Source organism: Actinopolymorpha alba DSM 45243 (genome assembly GCF_000373925.1).
GTDB classification, from domain to species: Bacteria; Actinomycetota; Actinomycetes; order Propionibacteriales; family Actinopolymorphaceae; genus Actinopolymorpha; species Actinopolymorpha alba.
The window spans coordinates 312,710-329,445 of record NZ_KB892707.1 but is presented as its reverse complement, the minus strand read 5'-3'; the positions used below and the strand labels follow the sequence as shown (position 1 = coordinate 329,445).

The window sequence follows — 16,736 nt, the reverse complement described above, 5'->3', positions numbered from 1 at the left end:
GTCAGCTCGCCTTGCGGACGCCGGGATCGCCGGGCTCCTCCGATCCGGAGGATGGTTCGGCGGACGGCTCGGACGTCCCGCCGGCGGCGCCGTCCGGGCCCTCCGGCCCTCCGGGTGTGGGGCGGTCACCGGAGTCGATCGGGCGCCGCCTGGCCTGGGCCAGCTCGTCCTTGGCCTTCTGCGCGTAGATGTCGACGTACTCCTGGCCCGACAGCTCCATCAGCTCGTACATGATCTCGTCGGTGACGGAACGGAGCACGAACCGGTCGTCCTCCATGCCCTCGTAGCGGGAGAAGTCCAGTGGCTTGCCGATCCGGACACCGGGACGCATGAGCTTGGGGAGCGCCTTGCCGGGCGGCTGCATCTTGTCGGTGCCGATCATCGCGACGGGGAGCACGGGCGCGCCGGAGGCGAGGGCGAGCCGGGCGACGCCGGTCTTGCCCTTGTAGAGCCGCCCGTCGGGCGACCTCGTGCCCTCGGGGTAGATGCCGAAGATCTCGCCGCGCTGGAGGATCCGGAGGCCGGCGTCGAGCGCGAGCTGGCTGGCCCGGCCGCCGGCGCGGTCCATGGGCACCTGCCCGATCCCCCGGAAGAAAAGTGCCGTGAGGCGCCCCTTCACCCCGGTGCCGATGAAGTACTCGATCTTCGCCGGGAAGGTGATGCGCCGCGTAACCACCAGCGGTAGGAACACGGAGTCGACGAAAGACAGGTGGTTACTCGCGAAGATTGCTGGACCTTCGCGGGGAACGTTCTCCAGACCTTCGACCCAGGGCCGGTAAATCGTCTTGAGAAGCGGCCCCAGAGCGAAGACCTTGAGGAACCAATAGAACAAGCCCCACCTCCGTCTTCCTGTTCGGCACCCTAGGCCTCCGCCAGGGCCGGAGCAACGCCGGGCCCGGTTTCGTGTTGTTACGGAATGGTGGACAAAGCGGTCGAGGGGACGTGGCGGCATGAAACGATGCCGCACCAGGTACTCTCCGTGTCCTCATCCGCGCGATCTCCGAGGGAGCGTGCCCGTGGCAGTGCTGCCGCACGCCGAGCCTCTGTACGCCGGCACCGGGCCGACCGGAGTCCTGCTCTGTCACGGTTTCACGGGCTCGCCCGCGTCGATGCGGCCGTGGGCTGAGCACCTGGCGGCGCAGGGGTTACGGGTGGCGGTTCCGCGCCTGCCCGGCCACGGGACCACCTGGCAGGAGCTCAACCGCACGGGATGGCAGGACTGGTTCGCCGCACTGGAGCGGGCCTTCCTGCGGCTGGCCGAGGACTGCGACACGGTGGTCGTCGGTGGGCAGTCGATGGGCGGGTGCCTCGCGCTGCGGTTGGCGCAGGTCCATGGCCCGGCGGTGGCCGGCGTGGTCGTCGTCAACCCCGCGATCTGGAGCCGCGATCCACGACTGGTCGCCCTGCCGGTGCTGCATCGGTTCGTACCCTCGCAGCCCGCTCTCGGCCACGACATCCACAAACCCGGTGTCCATGAGGGTGCCTACGACCGCACGCCCCTGACCGCGTTGTACTCCCTCACCCGGCTCTGGCGGATCGTCGCCGCCGACCTCCCGCGGGTGACGCAGCCGCTCCTGGTGTTCCGGTCAGCCAACGACCACGTCCTCGACGGCTCGAGCCTGCGGCTGTTACGAGCGCGTGTCGGCTCTCGGGAGATCGAAGAACACACGCTGGCCGACAGCTACCATGTCGCCACACTCGACTTCGACGCGCTCACGGTCTTCGAGGAGACCCATGGTTTCGTCGAACGCCTGTGCCAGAGTCGAGCTGGATGATGCAACCTGAGGTCGGTGCGCGTAACGCGGGGGACGCGGGCCGGCCATGCTCCACGTGGTGCGTCCTGAGAGTGGTGGGTTCGTCTCCGGGGAGGTAGCGATGCGAGACAACGGTCTGAATGCCGCGTCCTATGTCGCGATCGCCGACCTTGATCCCGACGCGGCCGACGCCATGCTCACGATCCTCCGGCAGGCGCAGGTCGCCGCCTACACCGAGCCCTGTCCGCCGGTGCCCGGTCTGTGCCTGGAGATCCGGTTTCCCTCGGTTCCGTGTGACCGGTTGTACGTCGACGCGAGCGCGCAGGAGCGGGCCCGGACGCTGCTCGGCGACAACCTCCCGAAACTCCGGGACGACGGACCCGACAGCCAGGCAGGCTCAGGCGTCGAGGCTTCCCCGAGTGACCGCACATCCCCCGATGACCGCGAGTCCGGGGGCGCTGGTGACGCGGTGACCGAGGCGGCCGGCGACAGCGGCGGCGAGGCAGGAGGCGACTCCGATCCCGCCGACCATCCCGAGCCCGATCCAGACCGGTCCCGGATGGCGACCTTTGACGAGGAACGCGCCTGGGCCGACATCGTGGCCGGCTACGACCGCGACCTGGCCGGCGGGGACCGGCCGTGGCCGGCGCTCGAGGACGTCGACGAAAGCCTCGCCCAACCGACTGAGTTGGCGGGCACCGACGACCCCGGAGACGATCGGTCCAGTTCGGGCGCCCGGGACGACCACGCTGCCGAGGGCTCGCGGGGTTCCGGTGGCCGGCCGCCGTCCGAGGAGCGCTACGTACCCCCGCCGCCTCCCCCGCTGCCGCCGCTCGACTCCGTGACCAAGGTCGCCTGGCTCGCGTTGTTCGGTGGCCCGGCCGTGCTCCTGGTCGCCACCGTCGCCGACATCTACGTCCCCGCGTGGTTCGCGCTGCTCGGCGTGGTCGCCTTCATCGGCGGCTTCCTCGCATTGGTGCTCCGCATGAAGGGCGGGCCACCTGACGACGATGACGGCGCCATCGTCTGAGCCGCGAGCGACGGCTCGGGAAGCCCGCAGATGATCTCGTGAACGGCGGACACGGCCAACGAACGAGATTGGTCGGTACGCCACCACAGGGCCACCTCGCGCTCGCAGTGCGCGTCCGCGATGCGTACCAGACGTACGCCATCGAGGTTGGAGGTCGTCATGGCCAGCCCGTTGGTCACGCCGATGCCCAGGCCTCGGCGGACCAGCGCCACCAGCGTCTGCGGTTGGTTCGTCCGGAACACCACCTGAGGTGAGAGCCCAGCCTGCTCGAACACCAGATTGGTCTCGAACTGCGAACTCGCCTGCTCCTCCCCTTCGCCGATGGTGATCAGCGCCATGCCCGCGAGCTCGTCCAGCTCCACGAAGGTCTGCGTCGCCAGCGGGTGACGTTGACCGACAACGGCCACGAGCGGCTCGTGCCAGAGGACGGCGTGCGCGAGCTTCTCGCTCCCCACCGGGGGCAGCACCGGGCGGACCGCCAGGTCGGCCTCGCCGGCGAGCAGCAGCTCGTCCAGCGCCATCGTCGGCCCTTCCCGCAAGGCAAGCTTGACGTGCGGGTGGGCCTGGCGGAGTTCGACCAGCAGGTCGGGGATCAGGAAGGCCGCCGCACTGGGGTAGATCGCCAGGCGCACGTCGCCGCGGACGCTGCCGTCGGCGGCCGCACCGTTGCAGAGTTCGTGAACGTGGTGCAGGACCGCCTCGGCGTGTGGGAGGGCCGCGCGCCCTTCCGGGGTGAGGACGGCCGGGTGCACCGACCTGTCGAACAACTTGACGCCGAGTGCGCGCTCGAGTTCAGCGACGTGGATGCTGACCCGAGGCTGCGAGCGGTACAGCGCCGCGGCGGCGGCTGAGAACCCGCCGTACCGCGCGACCGCGACGAAGCTTGCGATCCAGTCCAGGCGGAAGCGATAGATCTGGGCGAGGTCCATGACGGCGGCTCCCCACTGCCACGATCGTGATCAGTCGGCGGTTCACCGGATGAATTGCTCAACGAATTCTGCCCCCAGCCCGACTTTCGCGTAATGGGCGCGGCAGAGCTCGATCTTGGTCCAGACGTCTTCGTAGCCAATCTGGCGCCCCTCGGCGTCGAGATAGACCATCGCGCCGGTGATATTGAAGAAGGTCACCATCTCCGGGCAGTCCTCGGGAACGGTGAGGGTGTGGATTTCACCTGGTGGTTCGTAGACGAAATGGCCAGCTTCGGCAACCCACGGGTGCTCGTAGTAATGCCACTTCCCCTTGATGACATATCCGTAGACGGCGGCGGGATGGCGGTGCCGTGAGACGATGCCGGACCTGGTGACCCGCAGAAGGTTGCACCACTGCCCCACCACGGTGTTGAACATCAGCGGGCGAAACCACACGTCTGGTTCCTGCTCCACCCAGATCCGCTCATCGTCCGGCATCGCGGCGATCGCGATCTCCTGCAGGACGCCGTCGGATTCGGCCACCTTCCCGAACACCAGGTCCTTGGCTTCGCGTTCGGTCATGTCTGTGTCCTTTCCAGGTCGTGGTGGGGTACGCCGGACCGGTTGACCGATGCCGGACGCATCAACTGAGGCTCGACGCCCGGCGCAACCCGGTCAGTCCTGTGGACCTACTGGGGCTCCTGGATCTACGCCGCCAGGTATCCGCCGTCGACGGGAACGACAGCCCCGGTGATGAAGGCCGCTCCCGGCGAGGCGAGGAACGCCACCACCTGCGCGAGGTCGTCCGGCGTGCCCCAACGGCGAAGCGGAGTGCGCTCGAGGATGCGGCGCTCGGCGTCGCGGTCCTCGCGGAGTGCCGCGGTGAGGGGCGTACGGATCCAGCCGGGGGCGACGGCGTTGATCCGGATACCGTCTTCGGCGAATGCGACGGCGAGGGACTTGGTGAGCTGGACGACGCCGCCCTTGCTGGCGGAGTAGGCGGGGACCAGCGGGCCTCCGAAGTAGCTCAACATCGAAGCGACGTTGATGATGCTGCCTTCCGAGGCCGAAAGGAGCGATCGGGCCGCGACGCAGGCTCGCATGGTGCCGGTGAGATTGACGTCCACCACACTGGTGAAAACGGCGGGTTCGTACTCTCGCCGGCGCGCGATGATGCCGGCGCTGTTGACCAGGACGTCAAGCTGGTCTTGCCGAGCGATCAGCTCCTCGAGTTCGCCCGGCCGCGCGAGGTCAACGGTGACGACCTCAGCGACCCTCGTGTCGCCGGCTGACGGCGTGCCAGTGGGGAGGCCAGCAGCGATGACCCTGGCGCCGAGCCGGCCGAACTCCTCGGCTACCGCACCACCGATGCCGCCGGTACCCCCCACGACCAGCACGACGCGCCCTTCGAACAGCTTCGCGTCCAGAACCGACTCCACCGGTCCCACCCCTCACGTGTGCGGCCACGCGCTCTTCCGGCGTCGAAGCTGGCCTCGAAACTCCTTGCGTCACAAGGAATCGTGAACGTCCGGCCCAATGCCGTCAAGGAAACCGGTGGAGTATTCGGCTGGCAGATAGCTTGTATAACGAAGCTGGCGGGCGGCACCGTCAGGAGATGTCGAGGACGGCCAGGACCGGAAGATGGTCACTGGCTTGTACGAAATCCGCGCCGAGGTCACTGGGGTCCTCAGGATCCCCGGCGTCGGCGAGGCCCGCGGACTCGGGAACGCCGCAACCGCGCCCCACGATCCGCTCGCCGGATGCGAAGATTCCGTCGATCCGGGCCGAAGGGCCGCCGGCCGGGAACGTCGCGACGGCGCCGTCCACGCCGAGATCGCGCAGTCCGGCCTCTGTGAACGCCTTCCAACTCGGGCCGTCCGGATGTTCGTTGAGGTCACCGGCGACAATCACCGGAAGGTCACCGAACGAGCGGGTGGTCGCGAGCACCTCGCCCACCTCCCGCCGGCGCCCCTCAGCGGACAGCCCGAGGTGGATGCCGACGACACCGAAGCGCAGCGAACCCTCGCCTAACGTGGCGGCGACCACTCCCCGGATCGGGTCGCGGAGTCGCTGTGGAATCCGCTGCTCGCTCACACCGTGAACGCTGATCCGCTGATGGCAGAGCAGGAGGTTGCCGCCGGCAGTGCGCCCGCCAGCCACATAGACGAGGCCGCACGTGCGGGCCAGGGCCGCGCACTTCGAACGCCAGCGCAGAACGGCCGGCGCCTCCTGCACAACGAGCACGTCGGGGCGGCAGCGGCGGACGATCTCCGCCAACACCGGCACGTCGTCTCGCAGCCCCCGTACGTTGTAGCTGAGGACCCGCAGCTGCGTCATGGGATGACGGTATCCGGCGCTGCCGTCCAGAGGGATGCTGACCCGCCGGTCGTGGGTTTCGTGTGTCTGGTGGCGCGGCGGCGCTCCTTGCCGGGCCCGGTCATTTGCTGAGCGTGAAAGAGAGACGTGGAATCTGGTTTTTCGGCGGTCCACTTAATGGATGGGCGGCTCACGGAAGGGCTCTCACTTCGATTACTCAAGGCTATTTCTGGCCACGGAAAACTACCTTCCTGAGGCCATTGGAATGGGCTCTTTCGGGCAGGGTTGTGTCGGTGGTCGCCGATAGTGTTTCGGTTATGGATGTCACGACTGGCGCCCCGCCCACGCTGCCGTTGCGTGGGTTGCTGGATATGGTCCAGGACGGGCTTGCTCAGGCGTTGAACTCCTCTTTCTGGTCGTGTACGGACGCCGACTCTGCTGACGGGCTGGAGCAGGCGCACCAGATCGTCGCTATGGCTGAGGCTTTGCGGCTGCGGTTCATCCATGATGCTGATACGCGAGAGCTCGCCTCGGGGGCGACGTCGACGGCGGCGTGGCTGCGGCACAAGCTGCACCTTCACCCCGGCGAGATCGGCGCGGATGTCAAGCTGGCCAAGGCGTTGGAGACCAACCTTCAAGCCACCGGCCAGGCACTCGCGGCGGGCAGGATCTCTTTCCTGCATGCGAAGATCATCCGTGAGTCGATCGACCTGCTTTCCAAGGACATCAGCGACGAACTCAAACGCGAGGGTGAAGCGCGTCTGCTGCAGTTGGCGAGCCGCCATGATCCGAAAGAGCTTCGGCAGTTGGGGATCCAGCTGTACGAGACCATCGCGCCAGAGGATGCTGAGCGGCGGCTGGGCGAGCAGTTGGAGCGGGAACGCAAGCGGGCTGAACAGAAGCGTTCGATCACGTTCTCCCACTCCGGCCCAGGTTTGCAGTCCGCCCGCGTCCAACTACCCATCGACGAAATGGCACGCCTCAAAGCACTCCTCGACCCACTGGCCAGACCACGAAAGACCGACGCGAACGGACCCGACACGCGCACCGCCTCCCGCCGCCTGGGCGACGCCTTCGTAGAGTTGCTCGATCTCGCCCTCGCCGCGGGTGAAGCCCCTACCAGGGGGTGGGACCAAGCCGCAGATCATCATCACCATGACACTGGCCCAACTCGTCACCGGAATCGGCTACGCGACATTGGACAGCGGCGAGCAAATCTCCGCCGAAACCGCCAGACTCCTGGCCTGCGACGCCGACGTCATCCCCGCCGTCCTCGACAGCAAAGGCCAAGTCCTCGACCTGGGCCGCACCACCCGCTTCTTCACCGCCGCCCAACGCCACGCCCTCGGCATCCCGACGGCATGGAATGCAACTTCCCGGCGTGGACCGCCCCGCGAAGTGGTGCATAGCCCATCACATAACCCATTGGGTCGACGGAGGCCCAACCGACCTCAACAACGGCGTCCTACTGTGCGGCACGCACCATAACCTCATTCACAACAGCGGCTGGCAAGTCCGCATGGGTCGAAATGGTAGACCCGAATACATACCCCCACCCTGGATCGATATCAACCAACGGCCGATCCGGACGTAATGAATGCGGGATTCACCTTTCCAACTTGCGGGGGAAGGCTAAGAGACGTCTCGCTGCATGCGAGCCACCGTTGGGGATCGCCACGCTCGACTTGGCGTGAGGGCGTCGCTCCCCACTCACGGTGCCCGCTGCAGCTCCTCGACGCGGCGCAGGTCTTTCACCCGACCAACGGCCAGGCGCATCCGAATGAGGTCATCACGGTTGAGGTAGCGCACCACCGTGCCGTCGTCGGCGACAGCCATCTGACAGCGGCCTAGAAACCGGGTGACCGGCAGATCGCCCCACGGCAGCGCCGGAGTGCAGCAGTCACCGCTGGCACTCGGAGAGCGAAACTGCACCTTGGGCAGGGTAAACGCCTGGGCGGCACATGGCACGACCACGCCGCTGTCATCGGTCAGCACAGCGCCCACCCGCGCGAACGCTGCCGCCAAAGCCGGGGCCTGCACCACATCGCCATCCCACAGCAGGTCGAGGTCACCGGTCAGTTCAGTCGACCCGTGCAAGATGCCGGCGACCTGGCCCATCACAACCACCCGCGCTCCAGCATCATCGAGCGCACGTAGCAAGGGAAACGGGTCGAAGCCGAACGCATCATCACTGGCCATCGTGCCGACAACCTCGTCGGCGTCGTCGTGCGGAACCCCCGTCGGCGTCCGTTCGCGATTGAACTCGGCGAGCCGGCGAATCGCCTCCCGCAACCGCCCGATCGAATCGCCGCCATCTGTGTCCATCACCGCTCCATCCTGGCCCGACAAGCCAGCCCGCATACAGCAGGGGCAGACGTTGCGGCGCCGGTCCATCCCAACGACCGCCACACCGCGCCCATACCGAGCCACGAGCTTCCGCTCATCTCCGACCTCGAGTCACGTCCGCCCTCGAATCGCGTCCGCGCTCCCCGATATCGGGGCGGCCGTCAGTTGACGCCGCCCTCGTACTCACGGGTCAGCTCCTCGGCGCGATCCCAGACCGACCAGTCGACCGGCCGGTCTTCGAGGTACGCCTCGACCACCTCCAGGCACGCGTGCCACGCGGCGCCCATCGCGGCCGCACCGTCGCGGTCGTCGAAGATGTTCGTGAACACCAGATGGCAGCCACCGTCACCGTCAGAGGTGAGCTCCCAGCGGAGGATCTCCGCACCCCAGGTGTATTCGAGCAGCTTCGGCGGCTCCGCCAGCGTGACCTCGCCCTCGGTGATCGTGTCTGCGTCCTCGGGGATCTCGAAACGCTCTTTCGCCTCCGGCGTCATGTCGAACCGGAGCTTGGCTCCCGGCGTGGGATCGAAGTCCACGATTGCCGGAAATCCCCACGCGCGCATCTGGTCGGATTCGGTGAGCGCGCGCCAGACCTTCTCCGGCCGGTGGGCGAGCCGCCGCTCGTAGCGGAGTGACAAGCGGCCGTTGTCAGTCGTGGAGAGCCTTCCCAGCATGTGCGTCCCTTCGTGACCTGTCATCAGGTCGCTTCCAGCAGGCGCTTGACGAGGACGGCGAGCTGGTCCTGCCAGGCCGCCAGCGCGATGGCCCGTTGGGCGTCGTACCCCGCCGGTCCCGACTGGGTGAGGATGATGCGCGCTCCTCCTGGCCCGGTGGACAGCTCCCATCGGACCCGGCCGGCCGGCTCGTCACCTGCCAGCCAGGCGTACTCCACCATGGTCGGGGCGCTCACCGCGGTGACCGTTCCGGCCGGCACCTGGGCGGTGGTGAATCCCCTCGGCACCGGACCGCCGACCACCGGCGCCGACATTTCGGAGTTGGGTACGTCGAACGCGGCGTTCAGTGCCGCCCACACGTGCTCGATCGGCTGGCGCATCAGCTGGCGTTCGAATCGCACCTGCCACCCGTCGGGACCGGTCTCGGTTGTACCGACGCCGAGCCCGAACTTCGCGATGAACCTTTCGTGGCGCTCGACGGAATCGTCGGGCAGCTTGACGTCCTCACCGTCCAGCACCATCCGCAGGGCATCGAGGCATCCGACCCATCCGGCGGCGTAGCTGGCCGCCGCGGGCCGGTCGTCGAACGTGTGGCTGAAGACCAGCAGGCATCCACCGCCGTCAGGATGCAACTCGAACTGGACGATATCGTCGGACTCCCGTGTCATTTCCGCGGGCGCGCGCTCACTGAACGCGAAGCTCCGGGGTGGGTCGAGCTCGGTGATGACCGCATCCATGGTCGTGCCCTGGCCGTCGTCGAAAAGGATCGTGCCGCCGACCCGGAGGTCCAGCTCGATTGCCCGGAAGGGATACCACTGGCTGAGTTCCGCGGGTTCGGTGAGGGCACGCCAGACCTTCTCCGGCGGATGCGCGAGGCGGCGTTCGATCCGGAGTACGGGCCGACCGTCCACGGTACGGAGGGTTTCGTTCACGAGAGTTCTCCTGCTCGGCTTGCCTGGGGGGTGGGGGCACGCCCGGGGTCACGCGGAATCGTCAACGGCTTCCCGCAGCGACCCCTCGGCGACCCCCGTGACCGTGAGCAGGACCAAACATACCAGGTCAGCTATATGCTTGCGGAGACATTCAAGGCGCGTCTCACGCCGCGCCAGAACTCGGCGCGTACCCGTCCGGTCGGGGTTCGAGGTGGACTCGCACCGGCTCCCCTCGCTTCAACGCCTGGACGCCCGCCGCCGCGACGACGGTCGCGGCGTACCCGTCCCAGGCGTTCGCCCCGCGCTGCTCGCCCACGACCACACCGTCAACCCAGTCCTGCAGCTCCCGCTGGTACGCCTCCGCGAACCGGTCACGCCAGTCCAGGGACACCCCGGTCGTGCGGCTCCGCGCGCCCCGGAGCAGGGTGCGGGCCGGCTCGTCAAGGCTCACCGAGCCGGACTCCCCCACCAGCTCGCAGCGCACGTCGTAGCCATACTGCGCGTTCACGAACACCTCGACGTCGACCAGGACGCCCGACTCAGTCTCCAGGATCACGAGGAGCGGGTCGGGTGTGTCGCCCACGACCTTCGACGAGCGCCGACCACGGTGGATGGTCACCGCGACGATCTCCTCGTCGAAGAGCCACCGGGCGATGTCGATCTCGTGGACGGCGGTGCCGGTGATCAGATTCGCTCCCGGTGTGTTCGGTCGCGACGCCGCATTGCGGTGAACGCAGTGCAGCATCAGCGGCGCCCCCACCACACCCTGGCGCAAGCCTGCCTTGACATCGGCGTACCCAGGGTCGTACCGCCGCATGAAGCCCACGCTCACCAGCCGGCGCCCAAGGCTTGTCTCGGCCGCGATGATCCGCAACGCACCCTCGGGTGTCGGCGTCAGCGGCTTCTCACAGAGCACCGGCTTCTGAGCATCGAGGCAGGAGAGGACGAGCTTCTCGTGGGTCGAGTCGGCGGACGCGACGAGAACCGCGTCCACCTCACCGTCCTGCACCACCGACATCGGATCGCTGTGCACCTGAACGCCGGACAACCCGGCGACCGCGGCCCGGGCGCGTTCCTGGTCGATGTCGGCGACTGCCGTGACGCGGGCGCCGGACACCGAGGTGGCGAGGGTCCGCACGTGGTCCGCGCCCATGATCCCGGTGCCGATGACACCCACGCGTACGTCCATCAACGGCCCCTTCACGATGCGAGCGCCGGAACGACGGTGTCCCGTAGGTACTCCACGCTGCGACGGACGTCGACCAACGGTCCTTCGCCTGGTGCGGGCGGACCGGCGAGAGCGGTGTCCTGCTCCAGCACGTACCACCCCGTGAAGCCCGCCTCCTCAAGGCCTGTCACCACTCCCGCGATGTCAACGTCGCCTTGCCCCAGGGGCGCGAACAACCCTGAACGCACGCCATCGATGAAGCTCACGGTCTCGTCGGCGACCTGCTTGGCGATGTCGAGGCGGACGTCCTTCAGGTGGACGTGGCCGACCCGCTGCGCGGCGTTCCGCACGATCTCCAACGGATCGGTGCCCCCGATGGCGAGGTGACCCGTGTCGAGGCACAACGGGACGTCGCTGTCCTGGAGAAGACGGAGCACCGACGCACGGGACTCGATCGCGGTGCCGACATGGGGATGTAGCGTCGACCGGAGTCCGAGGTCGCTGATCAGGGACCGCACCCGGTCGAGATTGCGCAGCAGCTGCGACCATTCCGTCGCGTCAAGCTGGACTTTACGGTCGTACCCACCGGGTCCGGCGTCGGCGGCGAGCACCACCACTTCAGAGCCAGCCGCCGCCAGGGTGCGGATCGCTGCCTCGGCCTCTGAAAGGTCGACCTCCGGCGCGACATGAAGGGCCACCGGCAGGAACCCACCCACCAGAGTGAGCCCATGCGGGTCCAGCGTCGCGCGGACGGCGTCGGGATCGGACCCGAGATAGCCGGTCGGCCCCAGCTCTGTCGCGGCCAACCCGAGTTGTGCCATCTCGGCGAGCACCACCGACGGGGGAAGCTCGTAACCCCAGCCGGGAGCCTCACAGACTCCCCAGGAAATCGGCGCTCCAGCAATCCTGCCGGCCAGCGGACCTAGCTCCATCACGTGTCAACTCCTTGTTGCGATTCTTTCTCAATGTCCCGGTGCGGTGGGGGTGGGCCCAACGGGCGAAGCCCGTGGGGGCCGGATCCCACAGGGTCAGTTTCCGACCACCGATCAGGCGGTGATGTCCCCGGATCGGTCCGGGCCAGCTCGTGGCCGAGGGCTGCCAACTCCGCGCCTCCTGCCATCTCACGGGTAAGCTCCGCGAGCGTCAACTCCGTCCTGGCATAGCCACCCACCATCACACCGCGCTTGAGGAGCACGAAGCGATCCCCTACCAGGTAGGCATGATGCGGATTGTGGGTGACGAAGACGACACCGAGTCCGGCGTCCCGGGCAGCCACGATGTACTTCAGAACGACGCCGGACTGCTTCACCCCGAGCGCCGCGGTGGGTTCGTCCAGAATCAGCACCCGGGCGCCGAAGTAGACCGCGCGGGCAATGGCGACAGACTGGCGTTCACCACCCGACAGGGTGCCGATGGGCTGGTCGACGTCGCGAAGGTGGATGCCCATCCTCGCCAGCTCGGCTCGGGTCGTACGCCTCATGAAGGCGACGTCGAGACGGCGCAGTGGTCCGATTCCCTTGGTGGGCTCTGATCCCAGGAAGAAATTACGCCAGACCGGCATCAACGGCACCACGGCCAAATCCTGATAGACCGTGGCGATCCCGGCCTCCAGTGCCTGCCTGGGACTCGCGAAGCGCGTCCGCCTGCCGTCGACCCGTAGCTCTCCAGTGGTGTGCGGATGAACGCCGGAGAGGATCTTGATGAACGTCGACTTGCCCGCGCCGTTGTCGCCGAGGACACACGTCACCTCGGCCGCGTTGATCGTCGCGCTCACGCCGCGGAGGGCGTGAACCTGACCATAACTCTTGCCGATCTTCTCGACCTCGAGGAGGGCCGTTGCGGTGGTCGGCGACCGTTCGGCCGGCGTCGTGGACGTCATCGGCTCACCTCGACACGCCTGCGTACGTAGGTGTTGACCAGGACCGCCGCGAGCAGCATGACGCCCAGGAATGCCTTCAGCCAGTTGTTGTCCCACTGAGCGAAGACAATGCCCTGATAGGTCATGCCGTAAATGAGCGCGCCGAGTGCCGCGCCAATCGCCGAACCATAGCCGCCGGTCAGCAGGCAGCCACCCACCACCGCGCAGATGATGTAGATGAACTCCTGGCCCACACCGGTCGACGCCTGCACCGTGGAGGTACGGAACAGCTGGAGCATCCCGGCGAGCCAGCCGGCGGCCGCCGTACCCACGAACAACCCGATCTTGGTGCGCAGGACCGGTACGCCGACCTGCCGGGCGCTGACCTGGGCGCCACCGACGGCGAAGATCCAGTTGCCGGCGCGGGTTCGCATGAGGATCCAGGTCGCGACCGCGGTGAGGACGAGCCACCAGACGACCGAGATCTGGAACGCCGTACCAAACAACGAGAAAGTCGAGCCGAAGAGCCACCGGGCGTCGAAGAAACCGGGGACGGCGTTCAGTCCCTGGACCGCGACCTGCCCGATGATCGCCTTGGTGAGCGCGAGGTTGAGCCCCTGGAGGACGAAGAAGGTCCCGAGGGTCACGATGAAACTCGGCAGGTTGGTACGCATCACCAGGAAACCGTTGAAGGCCCCCACGACAACGGCGAACACCAACGCCAGCACGACTGCCAACCACACGTTGACGCCAGAGTGCGTGGTGAGGATGCCCACGATGAGGCCGGTGGAGCCGACCATGGTGCCGGCCGACAGGTCGAACTCCCCGCCGATCATGAGCAGCGCCACCGCGATCGCCATGATCCCGAACAACGCGGCGGAGTCCAGCCAGGTGGCGACACCACCAGGCGTGGCGAAGCTCTCCGTCACGAGGCTGAAGAACACGAAGACCGCGACGGCGGCGACCGCCGCGCCGACCTCGGCGCGGCGCAGCATCCGGGTGAGCGGGCTGATGGTGGTCGGCCCGTCCTCACCCGGCAGCGACACAGCCCGCGCGACCATGTCAGCGAGTCCCGCGGGCGGCGAACTGCTGGACCTTCGCCGCGTTGTCCTTGGTGACGAAACCCGGGCCCGAGTAGACCGGCTGGCCGCCGCCGACATCGTTGCCGTTCCTGACCTTGAGCGCCAGGAAACTCACCGGCAGATAGCCTTGCAGGTAAGGCTGTTGGTCGACCGCGAAGAGCATGTCACCGGCCGCGATCGCAGCGCAGATGTCCGCGGAGACATCGAACGTCGCAAGCTGGGCTTGACTGCCGGCCTCCGCCTTGGCCAGGATCGCCGCCTTCGCGACCACCGGGTTGAGCGTCAGGACGCCGTCGACGGACTTGTCGGCGAGCAGTTGGCTCTTGATGGTGTTCTGGGCGTCGGCGACGTTCGACACCTCCACCTGGAGGTTCCTGACCCGACCGCCCAGGGTCTTGCGGACGCCATCACACCGTGCCTCGAGCCCGACGTTGCCGGCTTCGTGCACCACGCAGATGACGTTCTTGATCCCAGCCTCCCGCAGCTTCTCACCGGCCGCCTCACCAGCGAGCTCCTCGCTCTGGCCGACGTGGGTGATCGCACCGAACGCCTTGGATTGCTCGAGTCCGGAGTTGATCGTGATCACGGGAATCCCTGCCTGCACAGCGCGTTCGACGCTCGCCTTGACGCCGTCGGGGTTGGCCATCGACACCACCAGCCCGTCGACCTTCTGGGCCACGGCGTTGTCGATGAGCTGGCTCTGCTTCGCCGGGTCGCCATCGCCGTTGTAGGTGACCTTGACGTCCTCGTCCTTGCCAGCCTGGTCGACCCCCGACTTCACGATGTCCCAGAACGTGTCACCCGCCTGCCCATGGGTGACCACGGCGACCGTGATGGCGTTCTGGGCGGGCCCACCCCGGGCGGGGGTGTCGGTCTTGTTCGTTGCCGCTTCGTTCGGACCGCCGCCCTGCTCGGGAGCGGCGTTGGAGCAACCTGAGATCGCGAGCGCCGCGACGGCGGCGACCACACCCAACCCTCGGATGAGCTTCACGGGTCCTCCTCCTTTGGAGGTCTGAGAAACGCGCCGGAACTCTCACCTACTCTGTTGCCGAACTGCGGTGGGGGTGGGCCCGGACGGGCGAAGCCCGAGCGGGGCCGGAACCACACCGTGTCGTTACGGTGGCGGCGCTGACGCCGCCCGGATCTCAGCGTGCGGTCGGGAAGTGGAAGGCCGCGTCCCCCGCGTGCTCCACATGGGGCCAGCGCGACGTCACCGCCTTGGCGCGGGTGTAGAAGCCCACACCTTCGGGACCGTGGATGTGCCGGTCTCCGAACAACGAGTCCTTCCACCCGCCGAAGCTGTAGAACGCCATCGGCACCGGGATGGGTACGTTGACGCCGATCATGCCGACGCTGACCTTGCGCTGGAAGGTGCGGGCGGCTTCACCACCGCTGGTGAAGATGGCGACGCCGTTGCCGTACGGGTTGGCGTTCACCAACTCGATCGCATCCTCCAGCGTCTCCGCGCGCAGGACGACGAGGACGGGGCCGAAGATCTCGTCCTGGTAGACCTTCATCGCGGGCGTCACCTGGTCGAGCAGCGACGGACCGACGAAGAACCCGTCCTCGTGACCCTCGAGGCGTAGGCCACGACCGTCGACCACGACGGCCGCGCCTTCGGAGACACCGGTGTCGACGTACGACGCGATCCGATCCCGCGCCTCCCGGGTGACGACGGGACCCATCTCCGCGGTGTCGTCCTCGCCCGGCCCGACCCGCACGGTCTCGGCCCGGGTCCGCAGCTTCTCCACCAGCGCGTCACCCGCGGCTCCGACCGCGACGACGGCCGAGATCGCCATGCAGCGTTGGCCGGCCGAGCCATACGCCGCTGCGGTGATGTGGTCGGCCGCGAACTCGAGGTCGGCGTCGGGCAGGACCACCGCGTGGTTCTTGGCGCCGCCGAGAGCCTGCACCCGCTTGCCAGTGGCCGATGCGCGATCGTGGACGTACCGCGCGATCGGCGTCGAACCGACGAACGACACCGCCGCGATCTCCGGGTGGTCCAGCAGCGCGTCGACGGCTTCCTTGTCGCCGTGCACGACATTGAAGACACCGTCGGGCAGGCCTGCCCGCTGCCAGAGTTCGGCGACCAGTAGCGCCGCGGACGGGTCGCGCTCGGACGGCTTCAGCACGAAGGTGTTGCCGCAGGCGATCGCGATCGGGTGCATCCACATCGGCACCATGGCAGGGAAGTTGAACGGCGTGATCCCAGCTACGACACCGAGCGGCTGCCGGAACGAGTACGCGTCCACACCGCTTGACACCTGCTCGGAGAACTCCCCCTTGAGCAGTTGCGGGATTCCGCACGCGAACTCCACGACCTCAAGGCCCCGCAGCACCTCTCCCCTGGCGTCCGAGAACACCTTGCCGTGCTCGGAGGTCACGATCCGGGCGAGGTCGTCGACGTGCTGGTTGACCAGTTCGCGGAACGCGAAGAGGATCTTCGACCGCCTGGTGACCGACACCTCCTGCCAGGTCTCGAACGCCTTCGCGGCGGTGCGTACGGCAAGGTCGACATCCGCGGCCGTCCCCAGGACGACCTCGGCCTGCCGCTCGCCGGTCGCCGGATTCCACACCGGGGCACGACGGCTGGACGAACCCGGCGTCGTCGCGCCGGAGATCCAGTGCTCGATCAGGCCGTTGTGGGTGTGCTGGTTGGTGGACATGG

At 67.7% G+C, this 16,736-nt stretch carries 18 protein-coding genes and 1 pseudogene; 5 read left to right on the top strand and 14 right to left on the bottom strand.

Annotated elements, in window-relative coordinates:
- Position 1 precedes the first annotated feature (1 nt).
- Positions 2 to 832, bottom strand: coding sequence for a lysophospholipid acyltransferase family protein (locus B141_RS0101470; RefSeq protein ID WP_020573391.1), 831 nt, complete (start codon positions 830 to 832; stop codon positions 2 to 4).
- 184 nt (positions 833 to 1,016) lie between these two features.
- Between B141_RS0101470 and B141_RS0101465 the strand changes: the two genes are divergently transcribed.
- Together B141_RS0101465 and B141_RS48930 are read left to right on the top strand one after the other, a co-directional pair.
- Positions 1,017 to 1,775: an alpha/beta hydrolase gene (locus tag B141_RS0101465; RefSeq protein ID WP_020573390.1), complete on the top strand. Its 759-nt coding sequence runs from the start codon at positions 1,017 to 1,019 to the stop codon at positions 1,773 to 1,775.
- Between the two features lie 58 nt (positions 1,776 to 1,833).
- Positions 1,834 to 2,784 carry a hypothetical protein gene (locus tag B141_RS48930; RefSeq protein WP_157180728.1) on the top strand — a complete coding sequence of 317 codons (951 nt, stop codon included), beginning with the start codon at positions 1,834 to 1,836 and terminating at the stop codon, positions 2,782 to 2,784.
- Here the strand turns inward: B141_RS48930 and B141_RS46960 are convergent.
- The 4 genes from B141_RS46960 to B141_RS0101435 all read right to left on the bottom strand — a co-directional run bounded on the left by B141_RS46960 (position 2,667) and on the right by B141_RS0101435 (position 6,029).
- Positions 2,667 to 3,713: a LysR family transcriptional regulator gene (locus tag B141_RS46960; RefSeq protein WP_084678036.1), complete on the bottom strand. Its 1,047-nt coding sequence runs from the start codon at positions 3,711 to 3,713 to the stop codon at positions 2,667 to 2,669. The genes B141_RS48930 and B141_RS46960 overlap by 118 nt on opposite strands.
- Before the next feature lie 42 nt (positions 3,714 to 3,755).
- Positions 3,756 to 4,274, bottom strand: coding sequence for a 2,4'-dihydroxyacetophenone dioxygenase family protein (locus tag B141_RS0101445; protein ID WP_020573386.1), 519 nt, complete (start codon positions 4,272 to 4,274; stop codon positions 3,756 to 3,758).
- Between the two features lie 125 nt (positions 4,275 to 4,399).
- The gene (locus B141_RS0101440) at positions 4,400 to 5,131 is read right to left on the bottom strand and encodes an SDR family NAD(P)-dependent oxidoreductase (RefSeq protein WP_202805612.1); all 732 of its coding nucleotides are present in this window, start codon (positions 5,129 to 5,131) and stop codon (positions 4,400 to 4,402) included.
- Positions 5,132 to 5,300: 169 nt separating this feature from the next.
- A complete protein-coding gene (locus tag B141_RS0101435) occupies positions 5,301 to 6,029 on the bottom strand; it encodes an endonuclease/exonuclease/phosphatase family protein (RefSeq protein WP_020573384.1) in 729 nt (242 codons plus the stop codon).
- A 296-nt stretch (positions 6,030 to 6,325) separates the two neighbouring features.
- Between B141_RS0101435 and B141_RS52105 the strand changes: the two are divergent.
- The 3 genes and pseudogenes from B141_RS52105 to B141_RS51160 form a co-directional block, all read left to right on the top strand.
- Positions 6,326 to 7,066, top strand: a pseudogene (locus B141_RS52105) (DUF222 domain-containing protein); the annotation flags it as partial.
- A gap of 97 nt (positions 7,067 to 7,163) precedes the next feature.
- On the top strand, positions 7,164 to 7,496 hold the full coding sequence (locus B141_RS52100) for a DUF222 domain-containing protein (protein ID WP_272944054.1): 333 nt from the start codon (positions 7,164 to 7,166) through the stop codon (positions 7,494 to 7,496).
- Positions 7,414 to 7,602 carry an HNH endonuclease signature motif containing protein gene (locus tag B141_RS51160; protein ID WP_237742597.1) on the top strand — a complete coding sequence of 63 codons (189 nt, stop codon included), beginning with the start codon at positions 7,414 to 7,416 and terminating at the stop codon, positions 7,600 to 7,602. The genes B141_RS52100 and B141_RS51160 overlap by 83 nt, the downstream gene beginning before the upstream one ends.
- A gap of 116 nt (positions 7,603 to 7,718) precedes the next feature.
- Here the strand turns inward: B141_RS51160 and B141_RS0101425 are convergent, their stop codons facing one another.
- The 9 genes from B141_RS0101425 to B141_RS0101385 form a co-directional block, all read right to left on the bottom strand.
- Positions 7,719 to 8,333, bottom strand: coding sequence for a hypothetical protein (locus B141_RS0101425; protein ID WP_020573383.1), 615 nt, complete (start codon positions 8,331 to 8,333; stop codon positions 7,719 to 7,721).
- A gap of 182 nt (positions 8,334 to 8,515) precedes the next feature.
- Positions 8,516 to 9,052, bottom strand: a complete 537-nt coding sequence (locus B141_RS0101420) for an SRPBCC domain-containing protein (RefSeq protein WP_040420279.1) — start codon at positions 9,050 to 9,052, stop codon at positions 8,516 to 8,518.
- The gene (locus B141_RS0101415) at positions 9,052 to 9,960 is read right to left on the bottom strand and encodes an SRPBCC family protein (RefSeq protein ID WP_020573381.1); all 909 of its coding nucleotides are present in this window, start codon (positions 9,958 to 9,960) and stop codon (positions 9,052 to 9,054) included. The genes B141_RS0101420 and B141_RS0101415 overlap by 1 nt, the downstream gene beginning before the upstream one ends.
- A gap of 163 nt (positions 9,961 to 10,123) precedes the next feature.
- Positions 10,124 to 11,149, bottom strand: a complete 1,026-nt coding sequence (locus tag B141_RS0101410; protein WP_026256800.1) for a Gfo/Idh/MocA family protein — start codon at positions 11,147 to 11,149, stop codon at positions 10,124 to 10,126.
- A gap of 11 nt (positions 11,150 to 11,160) precedes the next feature.
- The gene (locus tag B141_RS0101405) at positions 11,161 to 12,060 is read right to left on the bottom strand and encodes a TIM barrel protein (RefSeq protein WP_020573379.1); all 900 of its coding nucleotides are present in this window, start codon (positions 12,058 to 12,060) and stop codon (positions 11,161 to 11,163) included.
- A complete protein-coding gene (locus B141_RS38390; RefSeq protein WP_020573378.1) occupies positions 12,060 to 13,007 on the bottom strand; it encodes an ATP-binding cassette domain-containing protein in 948 nt (315 codons plus the stop codon). The genes B141_RS0101405 and B141_RS38390 overlap by 1 nt, the downstream gene beginning before the upstream one ends.
- Complete coding sequence (locus tag B141_RS0101395; protein WP_020573377.1) at positions 13,004 to 14,047, bottom strand: ABC transporter permease; 1,044 nt, start codon at positions 14,045 to 14,047, stop codon at positions 13,004 to 13,006. Before B141_RS0101395 ends, B141_RS38390 begins: the two co-directional genes overlap by 4 nt.
- Before the next feature lies 1 nt (position 14,048).
- On the bottom strand, positions 14,049 to 15,059 hold the full coding sequence (locus tag B141_RS0101390) for a sugar ABC transporter substrate-binding protein (RefSeq protein WP_020573376.1): 1,011 nt from the start codon (positions 15,057 to 15,059) through the stop codon (positions 14,049 to 14,051).
- A 154-nt stretch (positions 15,060 to 15,213) separates the two neighbouring features.
- Positions 15,214 to 16,734, bottom strand: a complete 1,521-nt coding sequence (locus tag B141_RS0101385; protein ID WP_020573375.1) for a CoA-acylating methylmalonate-semialdehyde dehydrogenase — start codon at positions 16,732 to 16,734, stop codon at positions 15,214 to 15,216.
- Positions 16,735 to 16,736 lie beyond the last annotated feature (2 nt).